The sequence below is a fragment of the Streptomyces sp. 71268 genome (assembly GCF_029392895.1).
In the GTDB taxonomy this organism is placed as follows: Bacteria; Actinomycetota; Actinomycetes; order Streptomycetales; family Streptomycetaceae; genus Streptomyces.
Window position 1 is genome coordinate 6,707,160 of record NZ_CP114200.1, and the last position, 24,861, is coordinate 6,732,020.

At 73.4% G+C, this 24,861-nt stretch carries 15 protein-coding genes and 1 tRNA gene; 11 read left to right on the forward strand and 5 right to left on the reverse strand.

The window, feature by feature from the left end:
* Nucleotides 1–17 precede the first annotated feature (17 nt).
* Both OYE22_RS26730 and OYE22_RS26735 read left to right on the forward strand, forming a co-directional pair.
* Nucleotides 18–899: an AraC family transcriptional regulator gene (locus tag OYE22_RS26730; protein ID WP_277324335.1), complete on the forward strand. Its 882-nt coding sequence runs from the start codon at nucleotides 18–20 to the stop codon at nucleotides 897–899.
* Between the two features lie 413 nt (nucleotides 900–1,312).
* Complete coding sequence (locus OYE22_RS26735) at nucleotides 1,313–1,663, forward strand: chorismate mutase (protein WP_277324336.1); 351 nt, start codon at nucleotides 1,313–1,315, stop codon at nucleotides 1,661–1,663.
* Nucleotides 1,664–1,684: 21 nt separating this feature from the next.
* Here the strand turns inward: OYE22_RS26735 and OYE22_RS26740 are convergent, their stop codons facing one another.
* The gene (locus tag OYE22_RS26740; protein WP_277322777.1) at nucleotides 1,685–2,938 is read right to left on the reverse strand and encodes an amidohydrolase; all 1,254 of its coding nucleotides are present in this window, start codon (nucleotides 2,936–2,938) and stop codon (nucleotides 1,685–1,687) included.
* Nucleotides 2,939–3,206: 268 nt separating this feature from the next.
* Here OYE22_RS26740 and pepN point away from each other — a divergent pair, with 268 nt between their 5' ends.
* From pepN to OYE22_RS26760, 4 genes are all read left to right on the forward strand, one after another.
* The gene (gene pepN, locus OYE22_RS26745) at nucleotides 3,207–5,735 is read left to right on the forward strand and encodes an aminopeptidase N (RefSeq protein ID WP_277322778.1); all 2,529 of its coding nucleotides are present in this window, start codon (nucleotides 3,207–3,209) and stop codon (nucleotides 5,733–5,735) included.
* A gap of 474 nt (nucleotides 5,736–6,209) precedes the next feature.
* On the forward strand, nucleotides 6,210–7,061 hold the full coding sequence (locus OYE22_RS26750) for an NAD(P)H-binding protein (protein WP_277322779.1): 852 nt from the start codon (nucleotides 6,210–6,212) through the stop codon (nucleotides 7,059–7,061).
* 353 nt (nucleotides 7,062–7,414) lie between these two features.
* On the forward strand, nucleotides 7,415–9,073 hold the full coding sequence (locus OYE22_RS26755; protein WP_277322780.1) for a pyridoxal-dependent decarboxylase: 1,659 nt from the start codon (nucleotides 7,415–7,417) through the stop codon (nucleotides 9,071–9,073).
* Nucleotides 9,070–10,527, forward strand: a complete 1,458-nt coding sequence (locus tag OYE22_RS26760) for a SidA/IucD/PvdA family monooxygenase (RefSeq protein ID WP_277322781.1) — start codon at nucleotides 9,070–9,072, stop codon at nucleotides 10,525–10,527. Before OYE22_RS26755 ends, OYE22_RS26760 begins: the two co-directional genes overlap by 4 nt.
* Before the next feature lie 553 nt (nucleotides 10,528–11,080).
* Here OYE22_RS26760 and OYE22_RS26765 read toward each other — a convergent pair.
* Nucleotides 11,081–12,922, reverse strand: a complete 1,842-nt coding sequence (locus OYE22_RS26765; RefSeq protein WP_277322782.1) for a 5'-nucleotidase C-terminal domain-containing protein — start codon at nucleotides 12,920–12,922, stop codon at nucleotides 11,081–11,083.
* Between the two features lie 152 nt (nucleotides 12,923–13,074).
* Between OYE22_RS26765 and OYE22_RS26770 the strand changes: the two genes are divergently transcribed.
* Together OYE22_RS26770 and pyk are read left to right on the forward strand one after the other, a co-directional pair.
* Nucleotides 13,075–13,770, forward strand: a complete 696-nt coding sequence (locus OYE22_RS26770) for an SIMPL domain-containing protein (protein ID WP_277322783.1) — start codon at nucleotides 13,075–13,077, stop codon at nucleotides 13,768–13,770.
* A 145-nt stretch (nucleotides 13,771–13,915) separates the two neighbouring features.
* On the forward strand, nucleotides 13,916–15,346 hold the full coding sequence (gene pyk, locus OYE22_RS26775) for a pyruvate kinase (RefSeq protein WP_277322784.1): 1,431 nt from the start codon (nucleotides 13,916–13,918) through the stop codon (nucleotides 15,344–15,346).
* A gap of 414 nt (nucleotides 15,347–15,760) precedes the next feature.
* Here pyk and OYE22_RS26780 read toward each other — a convergent pair.
* Nucleotides 15,761–15,833 (reverse strand) — tRNA-Leu (locus OYE22_RS26780).
* 99 nt (nucleotides 15,834–15,932) lie between these two features.
* Between OYE22_RS26780 and OYE22_RS26785 the strand changes: the two genes are divergently transcribed.
* Nucleotides 15,933–16,589, forward strand: coding sequence for a response regulator (locus OYE22_RS26785; protein ID WP_176161072.1), 657 nt, complete (start codon nucleotides 15,933–15,935; stop codon nucleotides 16,587–16,589).
* A gap of 60 nt (nucleotides 16,590–16,649) precedes the next feature.
* On the opposite strand, the gene OYE22_RS26790 is transcribed toward OYE22_RS26785, so the two are convergent.
* A complete protein-coding gene (locus OYE22_RS26790; protein ID WP_277322785.1) occupies nucleotides 16,650–17,138 on the reverse strand; it encodes a hotdog fold thioesterase in 489 nt (162 codons plus the stop codon).
* Nucleotides 17,139–17,211: 73 nt separating this feature from the next.
* A complete protein-coding gene (locus OYE22_RS26795) occupies nucleotides 17,212–19,494 on the reverse strand; it encodes an FdhF/YdeP family oxidoreductase (protein WP_277322786.1) in 2,283 nt (760 codons plus the stop codon).
* 282 nt (nucleotides 19,495–19,776) lie between these two features.
* Between OYE22_RS26795 and polA the strand changes: the two genes are divergently transcribed.
* Both polA and OYE22_RS26805 read left to right on the forward strand, forming a co-directional pair.
* Nucleotides 19,777–22,506 (forward strand): DNA polymerase I, encoded by a 2,730-nt coding sequence (gene polA, locus OYE22_RS26800; RefSeq protein ID WP_277322787.1) that lies wholly within the window; start codon nucleotides 19,777–19,779, stop codon nucleotides 22,504–22,506.
* 418 nt (nucleotides 22,507–22,924) lie between these two features.
* The gene (locus OYE22_RS26805; protein ID WP_277322788.1) at nucleotides 22,925–24,769 is read left to right on the forward strand and encodes a lytic transglycosylase domain-containing protein; all 1,845 of its coding nucleotides are present in this window, start codon (nucleotides 22,925–22,927) and stop codon (nucleotides 24,767–24,769) included.
* Nucleotides 24,770–24,861: the final 92 nt, after the last annotated feature.

Below are 24,861 nucleotides of genomic sequence, written 5' to 3' on the forward strand. Positions count from 1 at the left end.
GCGCCTACCGGACCTGGATGCGGTACTTCATGCCCACCCCGGTCCACCACCAGCTCGGCCTGGTCTGCCTCGGCGTCGGCCTCCAGCACGGCGCGCTGCCCACGGTCGGACCGCGCGTCCTCGACCACCACGTGGCGGTGGTGGTCAGCGCGGGCAGCGGCTGGTTCGAGGGCGCCGACGGGGTCCGCCGCCCGGTCATCGCGCCCGCGTTGCTCTGGCTCACCCCGGGCGTGCCGCACCACTACGGGGCGAGCCGGGACACCGGCTGGGACGAGAGCTTCGTCGACTTCACGGGGACGGCCGTCGCCGCGTACACCGAACTCGGCTACATCGACCCCGACCGGCCCCTGGTCCCGCTCACCGACACCACCACCGCCCGAGCCGCCATCGGCCGCATCACCCGCGCCGCCCAGCCGGGCAATCCGCTGCTCGAAGTCGAGACCTCCGCCGCCGTGCACGAGTTGCTGGTCGCGCTGCGCCGGGCGCGCGCGGACACCGCGGGGGACACCGACCCGGTGCTGCGCGCGCTGGCGCGCGACGCGTTCCTCCCGCTGTCGGTCGCCGAACACGCCGCCCGGCACGGCATGACCGCGGCCGAACTACGCGCGGTGGTACGCCGCGCGGCCGGCGCGAGCCCCAAGGACTACCTGCTCGGCATCCGGCTCGGCCGGGCCAAGGAACTGCTGGTCGGCACCGAACTCCCGGTGGCCGCCGTGGCCCGCGGGGTCGGCTACGACGACCCCGCCTACTTCAACCGGCTGTTCACCCGCCGGGTCGGCATCGCGCCCGGCCGCTTCCGCGAACAGCAGGGCCGCGCCGCCCCCGGCGGCTGGAGCGACGCGGTCCCCCACCCGCGCCACCCGCCGACCATCCGCTCCACACCGTCCCTCGCCCCCTGACCCACGACGGGACCCGTGGCCCGCGCGCCGTACGCCCGGGCCGCGCTCGGCCCCCGGTCAGGCGTCCGGTCCCGGCCCCCGCCCGGCCCCCGCCGGCGCAGAGCCCGTACGCCGGCCGCGCTCTGCCCGTACGCGCCGCGTACCCCCGTTCGTGCCCCGTCCGTGCTGCGTACGCGCCCTCGTTCGCACCCCGGCGCGCCGCCGGGCGGTGCGGCCGGTGCGCGGGCGTGGTCGCGGCCGGCCGCCCGGCGCCGGGCGCGCCCTGTTAGCGTGGCGCCGTTTGCCGCCCGTGACCGCATCGGGAGACCCACGCGATGAACGACCAGCCCGACCTGCCCGCACGCTCCACCGAGCGGGCCACCTCCGCGTCGCCGACCGGAAAGCCAGACACCGCAGTACCGGACACCGCAGACCTGGACACCGCGGTACCGGACACCGCGGCCCCGGGCGACGCGGCCGTACGCGCCGAATTGTCGCGGCTGCGGGACAGCATCGACAACATCGACGCGGCCGTCGTCCACATGCTCGCCGAGCGCTTCAAGTGCACCCAGCGGGTCGGCCGCCTGAAGGCCGACCACAAGCTGCCGCCGGCCGACCCGGCGCGCGAGGCCCGGCAGATCGCCCGGCTGCGCGAACTCGCCGAGAGCGCCAAGCTCGACCCCGGGTTCGCCGAGAAGCTGCTGAACTTCATCATCGCCGAGGTGATCCGGCACCACGAGCAGATCGCCGACGACGTCGTGGCCAACGGCGGCGGCACCCCGTAGGAGTGGGCCCGGGGCGGCGGGTCAGCCGTCCGCGCCGGGGGCCACGCCGCCCATGCCGGCGGCGCGCAGGTCCAGGTAGTGCGCGCGGCGCTCCTCGTCGGCGGCGAGCGCGACGCCCGCCCAGGCCATGGCGCGGGCCGCCGCGAGCACCGCGTCGTCGGCCGCGGCGCCGCCCGTCCACTCGGCGAACTCCCTGGTGTGCGGCGTGCCGCTGGAGCCGACGAGCCCGAGGTGCGGGTGGATCGCGGGCAGCGCCCGGGTCACGTTCCCCATGTCCGTCGACGCGCCGATGCGCCGGGGCGGGCCGGCCGGCTCGGCGGGGGAGCGGCCGGCCGCCGCGCGCAGCCCGTCCGCGTACCGCGCCATCAGCCAGGCGTCGTTGCGCAGGTCGAGGTAGTCCGGCTGGGTCGGCGTGATCGCCACGGAGCACCCCGTGGCGAGCGCGGCGCCGCGGAAGCAGTCCGCGACCCGCTCGCGCAGCGCGGCCAGCTCCTCCGCCGTGGGCGTGCGCACCTCGAAGGAGAGCACGGTCCGCTCCGGGATGATGTTCGACTGCGCGCCGCCCTCGCGGACGATGCCCGCAACCCGGTAGCCGTCCGGCAGTTGCTGCCGCAACTGCCCCACCGCCACCTGCGCCACCACGGCGGCGTCTCCCGCGTTGATCCCCGCCTGGGGCGCGAGCGCCGCGTGCGAGGCGCGTCCGGTGAACGTCACGTCGAAGCGCGCGACCGACGTGGTGGACGAGCGCGGATCGATGTCGTCCACCGGCCCCGGGTGCGCCATCATCGCCACCGTCACATCGTCGAAGGCGCCGCGGTCGAGCATCAGCACCTTGCCGCCGCCCGTCTCCTCGGCCGGGGTGCCGAGCAGCTTCACCGCGAAGCCGAGTTCGTCGGCGACCGCCGCCAGGCCGATGGCGGCCCCCGCGCTCGCCGCGCAGATCACGTTGTGCCCGCAGGCGTGCCCCAGCTCCGGCAGCGCGTCGTACTCGGCGCACACCCCGATCGTCAGCGGCCCCGTACCGTACGAGGCGGTCAGCGCGGTCGGCAGCTCGTACGGGCCACGGCGGACGGCGAACCCCGCCTCCTCGAGCAGCGCCGCCAGCCGCCCCGCCGCCCGGTGCTCGGCGAAGGCCAACTCCGGGTCGGCGTGCAGGCTCCGGCTCAGCTCCGTGAGCCGGCCGGCGTACGCCTCGATCCGCTCCAGCGCGCGCCGCCGCGCGGCGACCTCCACCGGCCGCTCCCCGCCGGCCCCGGCGCCCGCCACCCCCGTCATCGCGCGCCCCCGACGGGGCGGCGGGTCACGGCCGGGGCGGCCGGCGGCGCGGGGCGGGGAGCGGCACCGGGCCGCGCCGGGAGCGGGGAGCGCTGGGTGCGTACGGCGATCGTCATGCCCCCAGCCTGCCATCGCGCCCCGAGGCGCCCCGGCCCCGCCCGGGCCGTACGCGACCCGGGGCCCCAGCCGGGGCCCCCGTCGGGCCCGGCGCCTGCCCGGCACCCACCGCAACCTGCACGGAACGCGAACCGTACGGCAGCATGTCCCCATGTCCGTACTCACGCGCGACGAAGCGCAGAACCGTGCCGCCCACATCGGCCTCCGCCGCTACACCATCGACCTCGACCTGACCCGAGGCGCCGAGGTGTTCGGCTCGACCACCTCCGTACGCCTGTGCGTGCTGGAGGCGGGGACCGACACCTTCATCGAACTGGAGGCCGCGGCGCTGCACCGGATCGCGCTCGACGGCAACGACCTCGACCCCACGCTGTACGCCGACGGCCGCTACCCGCTGACCGGGCTCGGCGAGGGCGAGCACGAGGTGCTGGTCGAGGCCGACATGCACTACTCGCGCACCGGTGAGGGCATGCACCGCTTCACCGACCCGGCCGATGGCGAAACGTACCTCTACACCATGTGCTGCATGTCCGACGCGCCCAAGGTGTTCGCCTGCTTCGACCAGCCCGACCTGAAGGCGGTCTTCGAGGTCACGGTCACCGCGCCGCCCGAGTGGACCGTGCTCGGCAACGGTGTCGCCACCCGCGTCGGCGACACCGCGGACGGCCGCTGGCAGATCGCCCCCACCCAGCCCATCAGCACCTACCTGATGGCCGTCGCCGCCGGCCCCTGGCACTCGGTGCGCACCCGGCACGCGGGGCTGCCGTTCGGACTGCACGTACGCCGCTCGCTCGGCGCCTATCTCGACGCCGACGCCGACGAGCTCTTCGACATCACCCGGCGCTGCTTCGACCGCTATCACGAGATCTTCGACGAGCCGTACCCGTTCGACTCCTACGACCAGGCGTTCGTGCCCGAGTTCAACTCCGGCGCCATGGAGAACCCGGGCCTGGTCACCTTCCGCGACCAGTTCGTCTTCCGCTCGGCCGTCACCGAGGGCGAGCGGCAGAGCCGCGCCATGGTCATCGCGCACGAGATGGCCCACATGTGGTTCGGCGACCTGGTCACCATGCGCTGGTGGGACGACATCTGGCTGAACGAGTCGTTCGCGGAGTACATGGGCTTCCAGATCCTCACCGAGGCCACCGGTTACACCGACACCTGGGCCGACTTCGGCGTCCGCCGCAAGAGCTGGGGCTACGACGCCGACCAGCGCCCCTCGACGCACCCCGTGGCCCCCGAGCCCGACGGTGTGCCCGACACGGCCGCCGCCCGGCTGAACTTCGACGGCATCTCGTACGCCAAGGGCGCCTCGGCCCTGCGCCAGCTCGTCGCCTGGCTCGGCGAGCAGGACTTCTTCGCGGGCATCAACGACCACTTCACGCTGCACCGGTTCGGCAACGCGACCCTCGCCGACTTCATCGACGCCCTCGCCCGCGCCTCCGGCCGCCCGGTGCCCGAGTGGGCCGACGCCTGGCTGCGCACCACCGGCGTGGACACCCTCACGCCCCAGGTCAGCGAGGGCCCCGACGGCTGGGAACTGCGCCTGCTGCACGAGGGCAGCCGCCCGCACCAGCTCACCATCGGCTGCTACGACCTCGACGCCGACACCGGCCGCCTCGTCCCCCGTACGCCGCTGCGCTGGAACGTCCCGGAGGACGAGACGCACACGGCCGACGGCCGCCGCCCCGACCTCGTCCTGGTCAACGACGGCGACTACGGCTACGTCAAGATCGGCTTCGACGAGCGGTCCTGGCAGACGATCGCCGCCGCCCTGTCCGGGCTGCCCGACGCGCTTTCCCGCGCCGTGGTCTGGAACGCCGCCCGCGACCTGGTGCGCGACGGGAAGCTGGCGCCCACCGACTACCTCGACGTGCTGCGCGCCCACCTCCCCAGGGAGAGCGACGTCGTCATCGTCCAGGGCGTCCTGGCCTTCGCCCGCGGTCAGATCGCCGACCGCTACCTGCCCGCCGAGCAACGCCCAGCGGCCCTGGCCACCCTGGTGGACACCTGCCGCGAGCTGCTCGCCCGCACCGCTGACGGCTCGGCGCCCGGGCTGCGCCTGGCGGCCGTGCAGACCCTCGCCGACAGCACGGCAGACTCGGCCGAACTCGGCGACTGGCTCGCGGCGGGCGCCGTGCCCGGCGGCCCCGAACTCGACCCGGAGCTGCGCTGGCGGCTGCTGCTGCGGCGCTCCGTGCTCGGCGCCGTCACGCTCGCCGACATCGAGGAGGAACTCGCCCGCGACTCCAGCGCCACCGGCCAGGAGGGCGCGGCCCGTTGCCGCGCCGCGCTGCCCGACGTGGCGGCCAAGGACGCGGCCTGGGCCGAACTCTTCGAGAAGGACGACCTGTCGACGTACCTGGCCACCGCGACCGCCGAGGGCTTCTGGCAGCCCGAGCAGCACGAGTTGCTCCGCGCCTACCTGGCGCGCTACTTCCCCGCGGTCGCCGACCTCGCCGCCCGGCGCGGCCCCGCCATCGCCCAGGCCGTCGGCCGCTTCGGCTTCCCGTTCCACGCGGTGGACGAACAGACGCTGCGGCTCGGCGAGGACTGCCTGCGCGAGGCCAACCCGATCCCCGCGCTGCGCCGTCGCTTCGCCGACGAACTCGACGACCTGCGACGGGCCCTGCGGGTCCGCGCCGCGCAGGCCACGGCCACCCCGGCGACCACGGGCTGAGCCGGGGCGAGCCACCCGCCCGCGCCCGGCGCCCGGGACACGCGCGCGAGCGCGCCGGGGCGCCGGGGCGTCGGGGCGCCGGGCGGAGTCGGGAAGCGGGTGCCGGGCGGGGGCCGTACAGCGGGGCCGTCCGCCAGGTCGCGCCGTGGCGCACGCCGGGCGTGCGGACAGCGGACGGGCGCGCTGCCCGGGGCCCGTCGTCGGCCCGGTCCTAGGTCTCTGGTCGCAGCCGGACTCCGCCTGGTTGACGATCCGGAGGGGGCATCCGGTTAACTAGCGTGGCGCGTGCCAACCAGCAGACCAGACCCCGGCGCTCCCCGCCGGGCCCCCAACGCCCCGCTCCGAGCGGCCGGTTCACCACCGGCCGACACGCCGTCGGGCGGCGCGGCGCCGGTCGGCCCGCTCCGCCGGGCCGTGACCCGGGCGCCCGCGCGGGTCGGGCGGGGTGTGGGGCGACAGAAAGGCGGCACAGCCGTGATCGTCGTGACCGGAGCCACCGGCAACGTGGGGCGCTCGCTCGTCTCCCAACTCGTCGCCGAGGGCCAGCCCGTACGCGGCCTGACCCGTGACCCCGACCGCGCCGCGCTGCCCGCGGGCGCCGAGGCGGTACGGGCCGACTTCGCCGACCCCGCCGCCCTGGCCGCGCTCTTCGCCGGCGCCACCGGCCTCTTCATCAATCTCAGCGCGGTCGGCGAGCACACCCCGGCCGTGCTCGCCGCCGCGATCCCGGCCGGCGTCCGACGGGTGGTGATGCTCTCCAGCGGCGCCGTCGACGACGACCCGGACGAGACCAACCCGCTCGTCGCGCACCACGTCGTGCCGGAGCGCGCGGTCATGGCCAGCGGCGCCCAGTGGACGCTGCTGCGGCCCAACGGATTCGCCGTCAACTCCTTCCAGTGGGCTCCCCAGATCCGCGCCGGCGACGTCGTGCGCGCCCCGTTCGCCGGGGCGCGCAGCGCGCCGATCCACGAGGCGGACATCGCCGCGGTCGCCGTCCGCGCCCTCGTGGACGACGGGCACCACACGGCCATCTACCGGCTCACCGGACCCGAGGCGTTCAGCAACGCGGAGCAGGTCGGCATCATCGGCGCGGCGCTCGGCCGCGACCTGCGCTACGAGGAGATCCCGCGCGAGCAGGTCAGGCCGGAGCTGTTCCCGCACGTGCCGCCGGGGCTGCTCGACACGGTCCTGGACGCGCTGGCCGCCGCGGCGGCCGAGGAGCCCGAGGTGTCCACGGCCGTCGCCGAGGTCACCGGCCGCCCGGCGCTGACCTTCGCCCGGTGGGCGGCCGACCACGCGGCGGCCTTCACCCGCCCGGCGGCCTGACCCGGCCCCGTCCCGGGCCCACCCCCGCCGACCGCGCCCCGGCCCTCTCACCCCGGCCCCGCGTCCCCCGCCCGACCCCGGGCCGGGGACGCGGAGCCGCCGCACACCGGGCCGACCACGCTGGGCCCGCCCCTCGGCCAGCCACCCGCTCCGCGAGGCCGTACGCCGTGTGGCCGCCCGAGGGGGCGTGATCTTCGTCGGAACCGCCCGTGACCCGCGGCCCGCGCATCCCTCGTACGAGCACGTGGCTACCCCTAACGAGTGGTGTCCGGGCAAGGGCCGTCGCGGCCGATGGCGGCGCCAGTAACTTAGGCCAACCCCAAACCTGCGACTGCCTATTGGAGGGCACATCCGTGCCTGTGCCCGTTGCCGACGCCGAACCGCCCCTGCCGCCCCTCGCGGGCGGCGCCGCGGGTCCGCGCGCGCTGCGCCCGCTGCTCGACGCCGTCCTGGACACGCTCGCCACCGGCGCCCGCGACCGCGCCGGACCGCTGCCCGGGGGCGGGCCCGAGGCCGTGGCGCGGGCCGTGCGCGACGCCGTGGGGTGCGCCATCCCCACCGAGGGCACCGGCGCGGACGAGGCCCTGCGCACCCTGGTGCACGCCGTCACCGTCGGCGCCGCGGACCCCGCCGACCCGCACTGCGTCGCCCATCTGCACTGCCCGCCGCTGGCCGTCGCCGTCGCCGCAGACCTCGCCGCGAGCGCACTTAACCCCTCGCTCGACTCCTGGGACCAAGCCCCGGCCGCCTCCGAGCTCGAAGCCCGCACCAGCCGGTCCCTCGCCGCCCTGGTCTACCCGGCCGCCCCGGCCGCCGACGCCCTGGTCACCACGGGCGGCACCGAGGCCAACCAACTCGCCCTCCTGCTGGCCCGTGAGGCGGTGGCCGGCCGCCCCGCCCGCACCCCGGCGCCCCCCACCACCAGGCCGGCCGACCGCTCGACGGCCCACGCCCCGGCGTACGCCCCCGGGGCGCCCGGCGACCACGCGCACGCCAACCGCGCGCCGGCCGGGCCCGCCCCGGAGCGTCCACCGGCCGGCCCGTGGCCGGGTCCGTACGCCCTGCCACACCCCCGCCGCCACCCGGACGCGCCACACCCCACCCCGCCGCACCCGCACCGGCCGGCGCACGGGCCGCCGGCGCTGCGCGTGGTCTGCGGCGAGAACGCGCACCACAGCGTGGTGCGCGCGGCCTGGCTGCTCGGGCTGCCGGACCCGGTCGTGGTCGCCACCCCGCGCGGCGTGCTCGATCCGGCCGCCGTGGCCGCCGCGCTCGGCCAACTGCCGGACGGAGCGCCGCAGTTGATCGTGGCCACCGCGGGCACCACCGACAGCGGCGCCATCGACCCGCTGCCCGAGCTGGCCGACGTGGCCGCCGCGTACGGCGCCCGGCTGCACGTCGACGCCGCGTACGGCGGCCCGCTGCTGTTCAGCGACGTCCACGCGGCCAGGGTGCGCGGCATCGAGCGTGCCCACACCGTCACCCTGGACCTGCACAAGCTGGGCTGGCAGCCGGTCGCGGCGGGGCTGCTGGCCGTGCCCGACGCCGCCGACCTCGCGCCGCTCGGCCACCGCGCCGACTACCTGAGCGCCGCCGACGACACCGCCGCCGGCCTCCCCGACCTGCTCGGCCGCTCCACGCGCACCACCCGCCGCCCCGACATCCTCAAGGTCGCCGTCACGCTGCGGGCCCTGGGGCGCAGGGGACTGGCCGAGCTGATCGACCGCACCTGCGCCGCGGCCCAGCACCTGGCCGACCTGATCGAGGCCACCCCCGGCCTCGAACTGCACGCCCGGCCCACCATCAGCACCGTCCTCTTCCGCCCCACCGGCGCGGACCCGCCCGCCGTGGCCCGGGCGCGCCGCCGGCTCCTCGCCGAGGGCCGGGCCGTACTGGGCCGCGCGGCCCGCCCCGACGGCCTGTGGCTCAAGGCCACCCTCCTGAACCCGCACATCCAGCCCAGCGACCTCGAAGCGCTGGTGAAACTCGTGGAAGGCCACCGCACCGGATGAGCACCACCGCCCCGACGCCGCGACACGAAGCCCAGCCGCAGGCGCCCGCCACCACCCCGGAACAGCCCTACGACCTCGCCGGCGTCGGCATCGGCCCGTTCAACCTCTCCCTGGCCGCCCTGGCCTACGGCGTCCCCGGTCTGCGCACCGCCTTCTACGAGGAGCGGCCCGCCTTCCGCTGGCACCCGGGCCTGCTCATCGAGGGCACCACGCTCCAGGTGCCCTTCCTCGCCGACCTCGTCACCCTCGCCGACCCCGCCAGCCCCTGGACCTTCCTGAACTACCTGCACGACCAGGACCGGCTCTTCCCCTTCTACTTCGCCGAACGCTTCCACATCAGACGCGCCGAGTACGACGCCTACTGCCGCTGGGTCAGCGAGCACCTGCCCGGCCTGTACTTCCGCCACCACATCGACACGGTGCGCTGGAACCCGGACCGCGAGCTGTTCGAGGTGGACTACGCCCAGTTGGACGCCGACGACGAGGTGGTCGCGCTCGGCCGCGCCTACGCGCGCCACCTGGCGCTCGGCGTCGGCACCGCGCCGCACGTGCCCGAGCCGTTGCGCCCGCTCGCCGACGCGCACGGCGTGCCCGTGCTGCACGCGGCGCACTACCTCGACCACCGGGCCGAGTTGCTGGCCGCCGACCACGTCACGGTCGTCGGCTCCGGCCAGTCGGGCGCCGAGGTCTTCCTCGACCTGCTGCGCCGCCGCCCGCCCGGGCGCGAGGGCCTGCACTGGCTCACCCGTACGCCGGCGTTCGCGCCCATGGAGTACAGCAAGCTCGGCCTGGAGCAGTTCACGCCCGACTACACGCGCTACTTCCACGCGCTCAGCGAGTCCACCCGCGACGCGCTGCTGCCCGGCCAGTGGCAGCTCTACAAGGGCATCGACCAGGCCACCATCTCCGCCATCCACGACGAGCTGTACGACCGCACGCTCGACGGCGGTTGGCCCGACGCCGTCCTGACCCCCGGCGTGCGGGTACGCACCGCTGGCCGCGTCGGCACCTCCACCATCGAGCTGCACGTCGAACACGAGCACCAGCACACCCGCAGCAGGCTCACGACCAACGCGGTCGTGCTGGCCACCGGCTACCGCGAGCGCTCGATCGACACGCTCCTCGCCGACCTGCAACCCCAACTGTGCCGGGACACCGCCGGCCGGCCACTGGTGGACGAGCAGCAGCGGCTGGTCCTCGACCCCGCCATCAAGGGCTCGATCTACGTGCAGAACGCCGAGCGGCACACCCACGGCGTCGGCGCGCCGGACCTCGGGCTCGCCGCCTGGCGCGGTGCCGTCATCCTCAACTCAGTCACGGGTCGGCTGGCGTTCGCGCTTCCGCGCCGGACGGCGTTCACCACCTTCGGCCTCGACCCGGCGGTCTGCGGCGGCGGCCAGCGTGGCGGCAAGCTCCCCGATCAGCGCGACCGTCACACCGTCGCGCGGACATGACCACACCGCCTGACCGTGCAGGACGACCGGCGCCAGCGGGTGCGCGTTGGGGTGCGCGGGACACTCGGGCCACACCGCGGGCATCGTCGCCGCGCACAGCGCCTCCACCGCCCACTCCTGCACCTGGTCGGCCAGCTCCGCGACCTGCTGCGCCCGTGGCTGGCCGAGCATCGTGGAGATGCCCATCCCGGTGCCGTCCGGCTCGTACAGCATGACCCCCGCGACCCCGCCCACGCCCGCGAGCTCCTGAGCCCACGCATCCTCGGCGAAACGAGGTCGCACGGCACATGAGGCAGCTAGATCTCGGCGAACGGCTTCGAACGCGGCAGCAAACTCCTCATTCATCCTTTCATTGTGCTGACCCGGGCCGGAGGGCGGCACGTTTATTGACACCCTTTAACGGTTGTTGACGCCCTTTAACACTTCCTGACTGACGGCACGTCACCCCGGCATGTGCCCCACCCGGCCCGGCCGCCGGCCACCCCGCCGGCCCGGCCCGACGCCACGGCGCTAAGGCGTCAGGCCAAGCCCGGCCGAGCGCCCGACGGGCGACTCAGCCGCAGCAGGGGCACTGCGCGTACGGCCGGTGCTCCAGCGGCGAGTAGAAGACGGGCGCCCCGTCGCGGGTCAGCTTCCAGTCCTGGGTCGCGAACTCCTCGGGATCGATCGTCCCCTTCGCCCGCACCCAGGCGATGATCGTGTTCCGGATCTCCTCGGACGTCGACCACACCTGCTTCGCCGTCGCGACGTGCGGGAAGTTACCGCCGCCGCTGGCCCGGTAGTTGTTCACGGCCAACACGAACCGCGCGTCGTCGGCCACCGGCCGCCCCTCGAAGCACAGCTTCGCGATCCGCTGCCCCGGCTCCCTGGCGATGTCGATCTCGTACGTCACACCGCTGACCGCGTCGTAGTTGTAGTCCGGCGTGCCGTTCGCGTTGGTCAGCTTCGCCGGGTCGACGCCGCCACCGGCCGGGGTCCGCACGTAGTACCGCGCCGAGTGCTCCAGGTACTCGCGCAGTTGCGCGCCGGTCAGCAGCCGCGCCTCCAGGGTGTTCTCGAACGGGTACAGGCCGGCCACCTCGCGGATGGTGACCTCGCCGACCGGCACCACGGCCGTGCGCGAGAAGCACGAGGCCTGCGAGAGCACCGGCACCTTCGCGTGCTCGGTGCCCGCGAGCGCCGCCCGCACCGTCTGCGCCTGCACGTGGTTGATGAGGTCGATGATCGGCGTGTCCTTGTACGGCGCCTCGTCGGCCGCCATCCGCCGCGCCGAGGTGCCGATCACCTGGTTGACGTACGACACGACCTTCTCGTGCTCCCCGGTGAGCAACCGCACGATCTCCGGGTCCTCGGCGACGGTGTTGGAGTTCAGCACCTTCGAGGTCACCGACTCCACGTGCCACCGGCCGCGCTCCCAGACCAGCCCGAAGTCGAACACCGTCAGCCGCTGCCCCCACTTCAGCGGCTCCGAGAGGACCACCTCGCGGCCCGTCTCCTCGTTCACCACCCGGTACTCCGGGATCTCGGCGTGCGCGTGTCCCACCAGGATCGCGTCGATGCCCGGTACCCGCTGCGCCACCTGCGCCGCCGCGTTCTCCACGTGCGGCAGCAGGTCACCGTAGGAGGAGGTGCCGCTGGTGCCCGAGTGCGCCGAGACGACCACCACGTCAGCGCCCATCGACCGCAGCCGTGGCACGTACTTCGCCGCCTGCTCGACCAGCCCCGGGAAGGTCAGCTTGCCCTGGACGTGTGCCTTGTCCCACAGCGCGATGCCGGGGTTGGTCAGCCCCAGGACCGCCACCCGCACCGGAGGCCCGAACGGCGTCCGCAGCCGCGTCATCCAGTACGGCGCGAACGCCGGCCGGGCCGTCCGCGCGTCCAGCGCGTTCGCCCCCAGCAGCGGGAAGTCGCACTGCTCGGCGAACTTCCGCAGCACCGGTATGCCGTAGTTGAACTCGTGGTTGCCCAGCGCCGCCGCGTCGTACCCGATCGCGTTCATCGCCTTGGCCATCGGGTGCACCGGGCCGCCGGGGCCGGTGATCGGATCGACCTTGGCGTAGTAGTACGACAGCTGGGTGCCCTGGATGGTGTCGCCGGCGTCGATCAGCAGCGTGTCGCGCGCTCCGCGCTCCGCGCGGACCTGTCTCACCAGCGTGGAGATCTTGGCGAGCCCGATGTCGTTGTGGTCCTTGTCGTCGAACTCCGCGTCGGTGAAGTAGTCCCAGTTGAAGACGTTGCCGTGCAGGTCGGTGGTGCCGAGGACACTGAACTCGTACCGCCTGCCCGGCCGGCGCCCGGCGGCGGGCGAGGCGGCCACGGTCGCCGTGCCGGCCAGCGCCACGGCGGCGCCCGTCGCGGCGGAGCGGCCCAGGAACTTCCTACGGTCCAGCGGCATGTCGTTGTTCTCCGTCTTCTGGCAGCGATGCGAGGCGCGTCCGCACACCGCGTCACGCGCGAGGGTTCTCCACCCGCGCCAGCCGGTGTGCCCCGGGCGGGTTTCGATCACATGACTACCTGATGCGCGGGCCGACTGCGAGAGTGAGCCCCATGACAACCACCACACCGCTGTCCTACGGAACGCCCGAGACCCCGCGCGTCGCGGTGCGCGGCGAGGCCAGGCTTGAGGTCGACCCGGAGATCGCCCGCGTCGGCATCACCGTCAGCGCCCGCGGCACCGACCGGCGCGGCGCGCTCGACCACCTCACCCGCCGCAACAACCAGGTCCTCGACCTCGTCCGGTCCTACGGCGACGCCGTCGAGAAGCTGGAGACCGGCGCGTTCAGCATCACCCCGCAACTGGCCGACAAGGGCCGCCACGAACGGGTCCGCGCCTACCACGGCCGGGTCTACCTGACCGCCACGCTCGCCGACTTCGGCGCGCTGGGGGAGCTGAGCACCCGCCTCGCCGACCTGGAGCTGACCAGCGTCGACGGCCCCTGGTGGGCGCTGCGCCCCGACTCGCCGGCGCACCGCGAGGCGCGCCAGGAGGCCGTGCGCGAGGCGGTCAAGCGGGCCCGCGAGTACGCGCAGGCGCTCGGCGCGGAACTGGCCGCCATCGTCGAACTCGCCGACATCGGTGCCGAGAACGCCCCGTTGCCCCCGCCCGCCGCCAGCATGCGCGCGGCGGCCCCCGGCTACGGCGGCGCGGCGGAGCAGCCACCCGCCCTCGACCTCGAACCACGGCGGCAGACCGTGTACGCGCACGTCAACGCCCGGTTCACGATGACGCGTCCCGCACTGTGAGAAGGGCGGGGACGGCCGCCGAAAATCGCTCATAGGAGCGGACCCGCGCACGTTTCATTAGTTGTCAAGAGCCTTTCATGCAAAGGTCGTTGGGCTGTAGGGAGTTCACGGTTCTCTACCCGCTGGTAGGTCATAGGCTCGACCCATGCGCCGAGCAAAAATCGTCTGCACCCTGGGCCCAGCCACCGACTCGTATGAGCAGATCAAGAGGCTTGTCGAGGCCGGCATGGACGTCGCCCGCTTCAACCTCAGCCACGGTTCGTACGTGGAGCACGAGGAGCGGTACCAGAGGGTGCGCCAAGCCTCCAAGGAGACCGGCCGCAGCGTCGGTGTCCTCGCCGACCTTCAAGGTCCGAAGATTCGCCTCGGTCGATTCCGCGAAGGACCGGTACTCCTTGAACGCGGCGACGAGTTCACCATCACCGTCGAGGAGATCGAGGGCGACCGCCACCGCTGCGGGACGACCTACGAGGGCCTGGCCGCCGACGTCACGCGCGGTGAGCGCATCCTCGTCGACGACGGTCGCGTCACCCTGGAGGTGACCTCGGTCGACGGACCGCGCGTGCACACCACGGTCATCGAGGGCGGCATGGTCTCCGACCACAAGGGGCTCAACCTGCCCGGCGTCGCGGTCTCGGTCCCCGCCCTGTCCGGTAAGGACGTCGAGGACCTGCGCTGGGCGCTGCGCACCGGCGCGGACGTCATCGCGCTGTCCTTCGTCCGCAACGCCGACGACGCCCGCGACGTCCACCGGATCATGGCCGAGGAGGGCCGCCGGCTGCCGCTGATCGCCAAGGTCGAGAAGCCGCAGGCGGTGGAGAACCTGGAAGCCATCGTGGACGCCTTCGACGGGATCATGGTGGCCCGGGGCGACCTGGGCGTCGAGATGCCGCTGGAGGCCGTGCCGATGGTGCAGAAGCGCGCCATCAAGCTGGCCAAGCGCAACGCCAAGCCGGTGATCGTGGCGACCCAGATGCTCGACTCGATGATCGACGCCTCCCGGCCGACCCGCGCCGAGGCGTCCGACGTGGCCAACGCCGTCATGGACGGCACGGACGCGGTGATGCTCTCCGGCGAGACCAGCGTCGGCAAGTACCCGATCGAGACGGTCAAGACCATGGGCCGCATCGTCGTCGCGGCCGAGGAGGACGTGCTGGCCAAGGGGCTGCCGCCGCTGACCGAGCGGAACAAGCCGCGCACCCAGGCCGGCGCCGTCGCCCGGGCGGCGGCCGAGATGGGCGACTTCCTCGGCGCGAAGTTCCTGGTGGCCTTCACCCAGTCCGGCGACACGGTGCGCCGCCTGTCCCGCTACCGCTCGCCGATCCCGGTCCTCGCCTTCACGCCCGACCCGGACACCTACGCCCAGCTCAACCTGACCTGGGGCGTGGAGACCTTCCTCGGCCCGCACGTCGAGTCGACGGACGCCATGGTGGCCCAGGTGGACGAGGAACTGCTGCGTATCGGCCGCTGTCAGCGGGGCGACGTCGTCGTCATCACGGCCGGCTCGCCGCCCGGCGTCCCCGGCTCCACCAACCTGGTCCGCGTCCACCGCATCGGCGACGATCCGGGCCAGTAGACGGTTCGGCGGTAATCGCCGGAAACATCGACAACGGGGCAAGTGATCCGCTCAGCGGGCCGGGGAATTCGGCTCGCTGGGCGCCTGCGCGTTGTGGGCCATTTCGCGGCCGTGCGTGCCGCGTCCCCTTTCGTGGCGGAATCCGTATTCACGCGCCAGGTGTGAGATGTGTCCTTCGCGGCGCGACCGGGTGACCCGGTCACGCGGGCGCCGGGGGAGGGGCGAGGCGAAAGGGAAGTGGTAAGACGAGGTGGCGAGCGCCGGATATCCTCGCATTTACCGTGCGTACGCTCTGCCGTTCACCAGGGGCGAATGCCGGTCGGCGTGCTCGCATTCGACCGGGAAGAGGCCGCGACGTTCACCACGGCGAATGAATCGCGCCTGCGCTGAACGAACCTTTGAAGCGAAGATAAGTGCCCTGGGTGGGATTCGAACCCACACTGAATACTGTTTGAGAGTATCGTCTCTGCCATTGGACTACCAGGGCTGGCCTCAGAAACAGAGGTTAGCGGAAAGACGCTGTGCGTCAAACATACAGGAGCTAGGTAGGCTCGTGGGGCACCACCTGCCTGATTCGAGGAGTCCCGTGAGCGACGTCGAGCCTGAGCCCGTCGATGAGCAGCAGTCGCACGTCCCGCCGTTGACCACACGTGTCGTCATCGCCGAGGACGAGGCCCTGATCCGCCTCGACCTGAAGGAAATGCTCGAAGAAGAGGGGTACTCGGTCGTCGGCGAGGCCGGAGACGGCCAGCGCGCCGTCGAGCTGGCCCGGGAACACCGTCCCGACCTCGTCATCCTCGACGTGAAAATGCCGATCCTGGACGGCATCTCCGCCGCCGAGCAGATCGCCGCGGACAGCATCGCCCCGGTGCTCATGCTGACGGCCTTCTCCCAGCGCGAGTTGGTCGAGCGGGCCCGCGACGCGGGGGCGATGGCCTATCTCGTGAAGCCGTTCAGCAAGAGCGACGTGGTCCCCGCCATCGAGATGGCCGTCTCCCGCTTCACCGAGCTGAAGGCGCTGGAGAAGGAGGTCGCCGACCTCTCGCAGCGCCTGGAGACGCGCAAGCTGGTGGACCGCGCCAAGAGCGTCCTCCAGACCCAGTACGGGCTGACCGAGCCCGCCGCGTTCCGCTGGATCCAGAAGACGTCGATGGACCGCCGCATGTCCATGCAGCAGGTGGCCGAGGCGGTTATCGAGGACGCGGAGGAGAAGAAGGCCGCCAAGAGCTCCAAGGAGCCCTGAGCCGGCCGGCGGCGGGCCCGGCGCCTTTCTGGCACCCCCGCCCGCCGCCGGCCCCGGCGCTCAGCCCGCCGCGGACGCGCTCGCGGCGGCGGGCACCTCGACCTCGCGCAGCAGACAGGTCAGCCGCGCGGTGCACACGCGCCGGCCCTCCTCGTCGCTGATGACGATCTCGTACGTGGCGGTCGAGCGGCCCCGGTGCACCGGCGTGGCCACCCCGGTGACCAGCCCGGAGCGGGCGGCGCGGTGGTGGGTGCAGTTGAGGTCGACGCCCACGGCGATCTTGTGCGGGCCGCCGTGCAGCATGGAGCCGACCGACCCCAGGGTCTCGGCGAGCACCGCGGACGCGCCGCCGTGCAGCAGCCCGTACGGCTGGGTGTTGCCCTCCACCGGGAGAGTGCCCACGACGCGCTCGGGCGCCGCCTCGATAATCCGCAACCCCATGCGCTCGCCCAGGTGGCCGGCCGAGAAGAGGGCGGGCAGATCAAGCCCCAGCCCCTCGTACTGGTCGATGATCTCCTGCGGGAACGTGGTGGTGGTCTGCTCACCCATGCTGTCCGGCTCCGATCCGCGGCGCTTGTTCGGCCTGTGCTCCGTCTTACCTATCAGCTCCCTGAGCGAACGCTTATACGGGGGCCGTCTGTTCCAGGCGGATGACCACGGACTTGCTCGCCGGCGTGTTGCTGGTGTCCGCCGTCGCGTCCAGCGGCACCAGGACGTTGGTCTCCGGGTAGTACGCGGCGGCGCAGCCCCGGGCCGTCGGGTAGTGCACCACGCGGAAGCCGGGCGCGCGCCGCTCGCTGCCGTCCCGCCACTCGCTGACCAGGTCCGCGTACGCGCCGTCGGCCAGCCCCCGCTCGCGCGCGTCCTCGGGGTGGACGAGGACCACCCGGCGGCCGTTCCTGATGCCCCGGTAACGGTCGTCCAGGCCGTAGATGGTGGTGTTGTACTGGTCGTGCGAGCGCAGCGTCTGGAGCAGCAGCCGTCCCTCGGGCACCTCGGGGAACTCCACCGGGGCCGCGGTGAAGTTGGCCTTCCCGGTGGCCGTGGGGAAGCGGCGCTCGTCCCTGGGGCCGTGCGGCAACGCGAACCCGCCGGGCGCGCTCACCCGCGCGTTGAAGTCCTCGAAGCCGGGGATCACGCGCGCGATGCGGTCCCGCACCAGCCCGTAGTCCCGTTCGAACTCCTCCCAGGGCGTGCGGCTGCGCTCGCCCAACACGCGCCGGGCCAGCCGGCAGACGATGGCCGGCTCGGAGAGCAACTGCGCGCTCGCGGGCTCAAGGCGGCCCCGGGAGGCGTGCACCATGCCCATCGAGTCCTCGACCGTGACGAACTGGTCGCCGCTGGCCTGGGTGTCGCGCTCGGTGCGCCCGAGGGTGGGCAGGATCAGCGCCCGCGCCCCGGTCACCACGTGCGAGCGGTTGAGCTTGGTGGAGACGTGCACGGTCAGCCGGGCCCGCCGCATCGCGGCCTCGGTGACCTCGGTGTCCGGCGTCGCGGAGACGAAGTTGCCGCCCATCGCGAAGAAGACCTTGGCCTGTCCGTCCCGCAGCGCCCTGATGGCCCGTACGACGTCCAGGCCGTGCTCGCGCGGCGGCGCGAAGTCGAACTCCGCCTCCAGCGCGTCCAGGAACGCGGGCGCGGGCCGTTCGAAGATGCCCATCGTCCGGTCGCCCTGCACGTTGCTGTGGCCGCGCACCGGGCACACCCCGGCGCCCGGCCGGCCCACGTTGCCGCGCAGCAGCAGGAAGTTGACGACCTCCCTGATGGTGGGCACCGAGTGCTTGTGCTGGGTGAGCCCCATCGCCCAACACACGATGGTGCGCCGGGAGGCGAGGACCATCTCGAAGGCCCGCTCTATGTCGGCGCGGGCCAGCCCGGTGGCACGCAGCGTCTCGTCCCAGTCGGCCGCGCGGGCGGTGGCGGCGAACTCCTCGAAGCCGTGCGTGTGCGCGCGGACGAACTCCTCGTCCACGGCGCCGTCGGCCTCCAGGATCATCCGGTTCAGGGCCCGGAACAGGGCCTGGTCGCCGCCCAGCCTGACCTGGAGGAACAGGTCGGTCAGCGGAGTGCCGCCGAGCGCCAGGCCGCGCGCGGTCTGCGGGTTCTTGAACCGCTCCAGGCCCGCCTCGGGCAGCGGGTTGACGGTGATAACGCGCGCCCCGCCCGCCTTGGCCTTCTCCAGCGCGCTGAGCATCCGCGGGTGGTTGGTGCCGGGGTTCTGCCCGGCGACGATGATCAGGTCGGCCTGGTACAGGTCGTCGAGCAGCACGCTGCCCTTGCCGACGCCGAGCGTCTCGGTCAGCGCGGAACCGGACGACTCGTGGCACATGTTGGAGCAGTCCGGCAGGTTGTTGGTGCCGAACTCGCGGGCGAAGAGCTGGTAGAGGAAGGCGGCCTCGTTGCTGGTACGGCCCGAGGTGTAGAAGACCGCCTCGTCGGGGGAGTCGAGGGCCCGCAACTCCTCGGCGACGAGGGAGAACGCCCGCTCCCAGGTGATGGGCTCGTACCGCTCGGCTCCCTCGTCCAGCAGCATCGGCCGGGTGAGGCGGCCCTGCTGACCGAGCCAGTACCCACTGCGCGTGGCGAGGTCGGCCACCGGGTGGGCGGCGAAGAACTCGGGCGTGACCCGGCGCAGGGTGGCCTCCTCCGCGACGGCCTTGGCGCCGTTCTCGCAGAACTCCGCCGTGTGCCGCTTGTCCGGCTCGGGCCAGGCGCAGCCGGGGCAGTCGAAGCCGTCCTTCTGGTTGACCTTGAGGAGGGTGAGCGCCGTGCGGCGCACGCCCATCTGTCGCTGGGCGGCCAGCAGCGAGTGCGCGACGCCGGGCAGCCCGGCGGCGGACCGCCGCGGCGGGCTCACCTCGGGCGCGTCCTGTACCGGGTCACCTGCGGGCGGCTTGGCTGCCATGACGCTCCCCTTTGCGCGGTCGGTCGCGACCGACGTGCGCCGTCGGTCGCCGCGGGCGGACCCGTGGCGCGCGGTCCGCCGCGTACGGTGGCTGGTCGCCACCCGGCCGTCGGCGAGCCGGGGCCGGGCGTCCGGTGCTGGACCGGTACGGAACGAATCCTGTCACGAGGCACTGACAGCGGATCCGCGCGCCGCCCGTGACCTTGACCCGCGGCCCGGGGCACGGGCCGGCCGCAGCCCGGTGGCTCGGGATTGTCAGTGGGGCGTGGCAGGATCGGGGACGTGGCAGAGAAAGCATCGAAGACGACAGCGACACAGTCCTCCGGCGAGCCGGCCGAGCACCCCCGCCTGCTCCTGCTGGACGGGCACTCCCTGGCCTACCGGGCGTTCTTCGCCCTGCCCGCGGAGAACTTCAGTACGAGCACGGGCCAGACGACCAACGCCATCTACGGCTTCGCCTCGATGCTGGCGAACACCCTGCGTGACGAGCAGCCCACGCACCTGGCGGTCGCCTTCGACGTCTCCCGCAAGACCTGGCGCTCCGAGGAGTTCCCGGAGTACAAGGCCACGCGCTCCAAGACCCCCGACGAGTTCAAGGGGCAGGTGGAGCTGATCGGCGAGATGCTGGACGCGATGAGCGTGCGCCGCTTCGCCGTCGAGGGCTTCGAGGCCGACGACGTGATCGCCACCCTGGCCACCAGGGCCGAGGCCGACGGCTTCCAGGTCTCGATCGTCACCGGCGACCGGGACTCCTTCCAGTTGGTCAGCGACCAGGTCACGGTGCTCTACCCCACCAAGGGCGTCTCCGAGCTGACGCGCTTCACCCCCGAGAAGGTGCAGGAGAAGTACGGGCTGTCGCCGCGGCAGTACCCGGACTTCGCGGCGCTGCGCGGCGACCCGTCGGACAACCTCCCCGGCATCCCCGGCGTCGGCGAGAAGACCGCGGCCAAGTGGATCAACCAGTTCGGCTCCTTCGACGCGCTGGTCGAGCGGGCCGACGAGGTCAAGGGCAAGGCCGGGCAGAACTTCCGGGACCACCTGGAGTCCGTCAAGCTCAACCGCCGGCTGACCGAGATGGTCCGCGACGTGGAGCTGTCCTGCGGCCCCGCCGACCTGCTGCGGGCGCCGTACGACCGGCAGGCGCTGACGGTGGTGCTGGACGCGCTGGAGTTCCGGCACCAGAACTTCCGCGAGCGGTTGCTGGCCGCCGACCCGGGCGCGGTCGAGGAGACCGTGGCACCGGCGGCGGGCGTGGCCGTGGACGGCGTGGCGCTGGGCGCCGGCGAGCTGGCGCCCTGGCTCGCCGAGCACGACGGGGTGCCGCTCGGCGTGGCGACCGTGGACGCCTGGGCGCTCGGCAGCGGCAGCGTGAGCGAGATCGCGCTGGCGACCGCGGCCGGCCCCGCCGCCTGGTTCGACCCCGCCGAACTGGACCCGGCGGACGAGCAGGCGTTCGCCGCCTGGATCGCCGACCCCGAGCGGCCCAAGGTCATGCACGACGCCAAGGGCGCGATGCGGGTCTTCGCCGAGCACGGCTGGACCATCGCCGGCGTGCGGATGGACACCGCGCTCGCCGCGTACCTGGTCAAGCCCGGCCGGCGGTCCTTCGCCCTGGACGCGCTGTCGGTCGAGTACCTGGGGCGTGAGCTGGCCCCGGCGGCGGCCGACAGCGGACAGCTCGCCTTCGGCTCCGACGACCAGGCCGAGCAGGACGCGCTGATGACGCAGGCGCGGGCCGTGGTGGACCTGAGCGAGGCGTTCGAGGGGCGGCTGACCGAGGTCGGCGCGGCCGAGTTGCTGCACGACATCGAGCTGCCCACCTCCGAGCTGCTGGCCCGGCTCGAGCGGGCCGGGATCGCCGCCGACCGCGGCTGGCTGGAGTCGATGGAGCAGCAGTTCGCCGCCGCCGTACAGCAGGCCGTGCGGGAGGCGCACGCCGCGGTGGGCCACGAGTTCAACCTCGGCTCGCCCAAGCAGCTCCAGGAGGTGCTGTTCGGCGAGTTGGGCCTGCCGAAGACGAAGAAGACCAAGACGGGCTACACGACGGACGCCGACGCCCTGGCCTGGCTCGCCGGCCAGACCGAGCACGAGCTGCCCGTCATCATGCTGCGCCACCGGGAGCAGGCCCGACTGCGCTCCACCGTCGAGGGCCTGATCAAGACGATCGCCCCCGACGGCCGCATCCACACCACCTTCAACCAGACGGTGGCGGCCACCGGCCGGCTGTCCTCCACCGACCCGAACCTGCAGAACATCCCGGTGCGCACGGATGAGGGCCGCGCCATCCGCCGCGGCTTCGTCGTCGGCGAGGGGTACGAGTCGCTGATGACGGCCGACTACAGCCAGATCGAGCTGCGCGTGATGGCCCACCTCTCCGAGGACGAGGGCCTCATCCAGGCGTTCACCTCCGGCGAGGACCTGCACACCACGGTCGCCTCCCAGGTCTTCGGCGTCGCCAAGACCGAGGTCGACCCGGAGATGCGCCGCAAGATCAAGGCGATGTCGTACGGGCTGGCGTACGGGCTGTCCGCCTTCGGGCTGTCCCAGCAGCTGACCATCGCGCCCGACGAGGCGCGCAAGTTGATGGACACCTTCTTCGAGCGGTTCGGCGGGGTGCGCGACTACCTGCAGCGCGTGGTGGAGGAGGCGCGGGCCACCGGCTACACCCAGACCATGCTGGGCCGCCGCCGCTACCTGCCGGACCTCAACAGCGACAACCGGCAGCGCCGCGAGATGGCGGAGCGCATGGCGCTCAACGCCCCCATCCAGGGGACCGCGGCCGACATCGTCAAGATCGCCATGCTGCGCGTCGACCGCGCCCTGCGCGAGGCGCGGCTCACCTCCCGGATGCTGCTCCAGGTGCACGACGAAATCGTGCTGGAGATCGCGGCGGGGGAGCGGGAGCGCGTGGAGGAGCTGGTGCGGCGCGAGATGTCCGGGGCCGTGGAACTCAGCGCCCCCCTCGACGTCTCGGTCGGCGCGGGCAGCGACTGGGAGTCGGCGGCGCACTGAGCCCCGCCGCGGGGGCCGGCCAGGGAGCGGCCCCCGCCCGTCCGCCCGTGCAACCACGGTGTGCCGAACGAGCAGCGGCCGGGGACGAAGGAGCAACGGTCGGCGGCGCGAAGGGCAGCGCGCCGGGTGGTCCGCCACCCCGCGGCCGCTCGCCGCCGACCCCGCCCCGCTCGACCCCTTTTCGGCCAGCGGAATTACCGGTAAACATCGTCCGAGGTGGGAACGTTCGGCCGGCGGGCGACGTCCTCGTCACCGACGGAACACCGCGAGAACACCTCGCTCACCACGGCCACAGCCCCCTGTGTACCCGTTCAAAAAGGAACATTGTGTGTCAGTAGATGCGGACCACAAGTTGCCGTAGGGTCACCAGCGTTGTCGCGCGGGGGAGCGCGGCACGGTCGATCGGGAGGGATGGACGATGGCAGCGCACATCAGTCGGCGGCTGCGCAAGGGGGCGGCGACGACTGCGGTGGCAGCGGTCGCGATGGCCGCGCTGACCGCCTCTCAGGCCCCGGGGTTCGCGGGCGAGCACTCGGAGAAGACCAGAGACCGGGACAGAGACGTCGCGGGCGAGGCGCCTTCGAGCGCGGACGACGCGATCAGCGGTGACTCCTCCTACCACACCGACCTCCCGCCGCTGCGCAGCCCGAAGCACCCCACCCGGCCGGGCGACCGGCCGAGCGGTGCCAACGAGCCCGCCGGGATGGGCGGCGCCGACTCCGGCATCCCGGCCACCGTGCTCGACGCGTACCAGAAGGCGGAGTCGTCCGTCGCGGTGAGCCGCGCCCAGTGCCAGCTCCCGTGGCAGTTGCTCGCCGCCATCGGCCGCGTCGAATCGGGCCAGGCCCGCGGCGGCGCCGTGGACCGCGAGGGCACCACGTACAGCCCGATCCTCGGCCCGGTCCTGAACGGCAACGGCTTCGCGCGGATCACCGACACGGACGGTGGCGCGTACGACGGCGACACCACGCACGACCGGGCCGTCGGGCCGATGCAGTTCATCCCGTCCACCTGGGCCACCTGGGGTCAGGACGGCAACGGGGACGGCGTGCGCAACCCCAACAACATCTACGACGCGGCCCTGGCGGCCGCCCACTACCTGTGCGCCAACGACCGCGACCTGTCGGTCAAGGCCGACCTGGACAAGGCGATCCTCGGTTACAACCGTTCCCAGGAGTACCTGCGGACGGTCCTGTCCTGGTTCGAGTACTACCGGTCCGGCACGCACGAGGTACCGGACGGCACCGGCGCGCTGCCCGAGGACGACGGCCCCGGCACCCGCGGCGACCAGCGCCCCGACGACAACGGCGACCCCGCCCGCAAGCCGGGTGGGCAGAAGGGCCATAGCGGGGGCAAGGGCGGCAAGGAGCAGGCGCAGCGCCCCGGCGGCACCGAGCGTCCCGGCAAGCCGCAACGGCCCGAGCCCCCGCACAAGCCGGGCCAGCCGAACAAGCCCACGCCGAAGCCCACCACGCCGCCGACGCCCCCGACCAAGCCGCCGACGTCGCCCCCGACGACGCCGCCCACCACACCTCCGACGACGCCCCCGCCGACCACGCCACCCGCGCCCAAGCCCGAGAAGTCCCTGACGCGGGTCGGCGCCGAGGAGTTCACGGCCACCGAGGGCACGTCCTTCGACGCGTCGCCCGAGGCCCGCGTGGTCGACGCCAAGAGCAAGCCGCTCGCCGGGGTGCGCGTGCGGTACGAGATACACGGCGAGACCGAGGCCCGCTTCTACGGCCTCACGGACCAGGTCACGGTCTTCTCCCGGCTGGACGGCACGGCACAGGCCCCCAAGATCATGGCCGGCAAGAAGGTCGGCACGTTCACCGTGCGGGCCACGCTGGTGGACGGGCCCAAGGGCGCGGTCGACTTCACCGGGACCGTAGTCGCCCGCCCCACGCCCACACCGACGGCCGACGCGGTGACGCGGACCGACACGCTGCCGCTCACCGCGAAGCCGGACGCCTCGTTCGTCGAGCCGATCACGGTGCGGGCCACCCACCGGGGAAAGCCGGCCGCGGACGTGAAGTTCACCGCGACCATGATCACCTCGGCCACTGAGGCCGCCCCGAACGACAAGGGTCCCTACTTCAAGGACGCCCAGGGCAAGCCCGTACGCACGCTCGGCGGCCTGAAGACGGACGCCAAGGGACAGCTCGTCCTGCCGCAGGTGTTCACCGACGGCACCTCGGGCACCTTCCTGCTCCGCCTCACCACCGCCGACGGCGCAGCCTTCACGCTCGCACTGACGGTCGCCTGAGCCAGCTCCACACCGGGCGCCGACGGGAATCCTCCCGCCGGCGCCCGGCCCGTTTCGGCCCGAACCCCCCGCGACCAGCCCGAGCAACTACG

What these genes read in the sequence shown, in the direction of transcription:
- OYE22_RS26730 (WP_277324335.1), top strand. Translation starts at nt 18, where the DNA reads ATGCGGTACTTCATGCCCACCCCGGTCCACCACCAGCTCGGCCTGGTC.
- OYE22_RS26740 (WP_277322777.1), bottom strand. Translation starts at nt 2,938, where the DNA reads ATGACGGGGGTGGCGGGCGCCGGGGCCGGCGGGGAGCGGCCGGTGGAG.
- pepN (WP_277322778.1), top strand. Translation starts at nt 3,207, where the DNA reads ATGTCCGTACTCACGCGCGACGAAGCGCAGAACCGTGCCGCCCACATC.
- OYE22_RS26760 (WP_277322781.1), top strand. Translation starts at nt 9,070, where the DNA reads ATGAGCACCACCGCCCCGACGCCGCGACACGAAGCCCAGCCGCAGGCG.
- OYE22_RS26765 (WP_277322782.1), bottom strand. Translation starts at nt 12,922, where the DNA reads ATGCCGCTGGACCGTAGGAAGTTCCTGGGCCGCTCCGCCGCGACGGGC.
- OYE22_RS26770 (WP_277322783.1), top strand. Translation starts at nt 13,075, where the DNA reads ATGACAACCACCACACCGCTGTCCTACGGAACGCCCGAGACCCCGCGC.
- pyk (WP_277322784.1), top strand. Translation starts at nt 13,916, where the DNA reads ATGCGCCGAGCAAAAATCGTCTGCACCCTGGGCCCAGCCACCGACTCG.
- OYE22_RS26790 (WP_277322785.1), bottom strand. Translation starts at nt 17,138, where the DNA reads ATGGGTGAGCAGACCACCACCACGTTCCCGCAGGAGATCATCGACCAG.
- OYE22_RS26795 (WP_277322786.1), bottom strand. Translation starts at nt 19,494, where the DNA reads ATGGCAGCCAAGCCGCCCGCAGGTGACCCGGTACAGGACGCGCCCGAG.
- OYE22_RS26805 (WP_277322788.1), top strand. Translation starts at nt 22,925, where the DNA reads ATGGCAGCGCACATCAGTCGGCGGCTGCGCAAGGGGGCGGCGACGACT.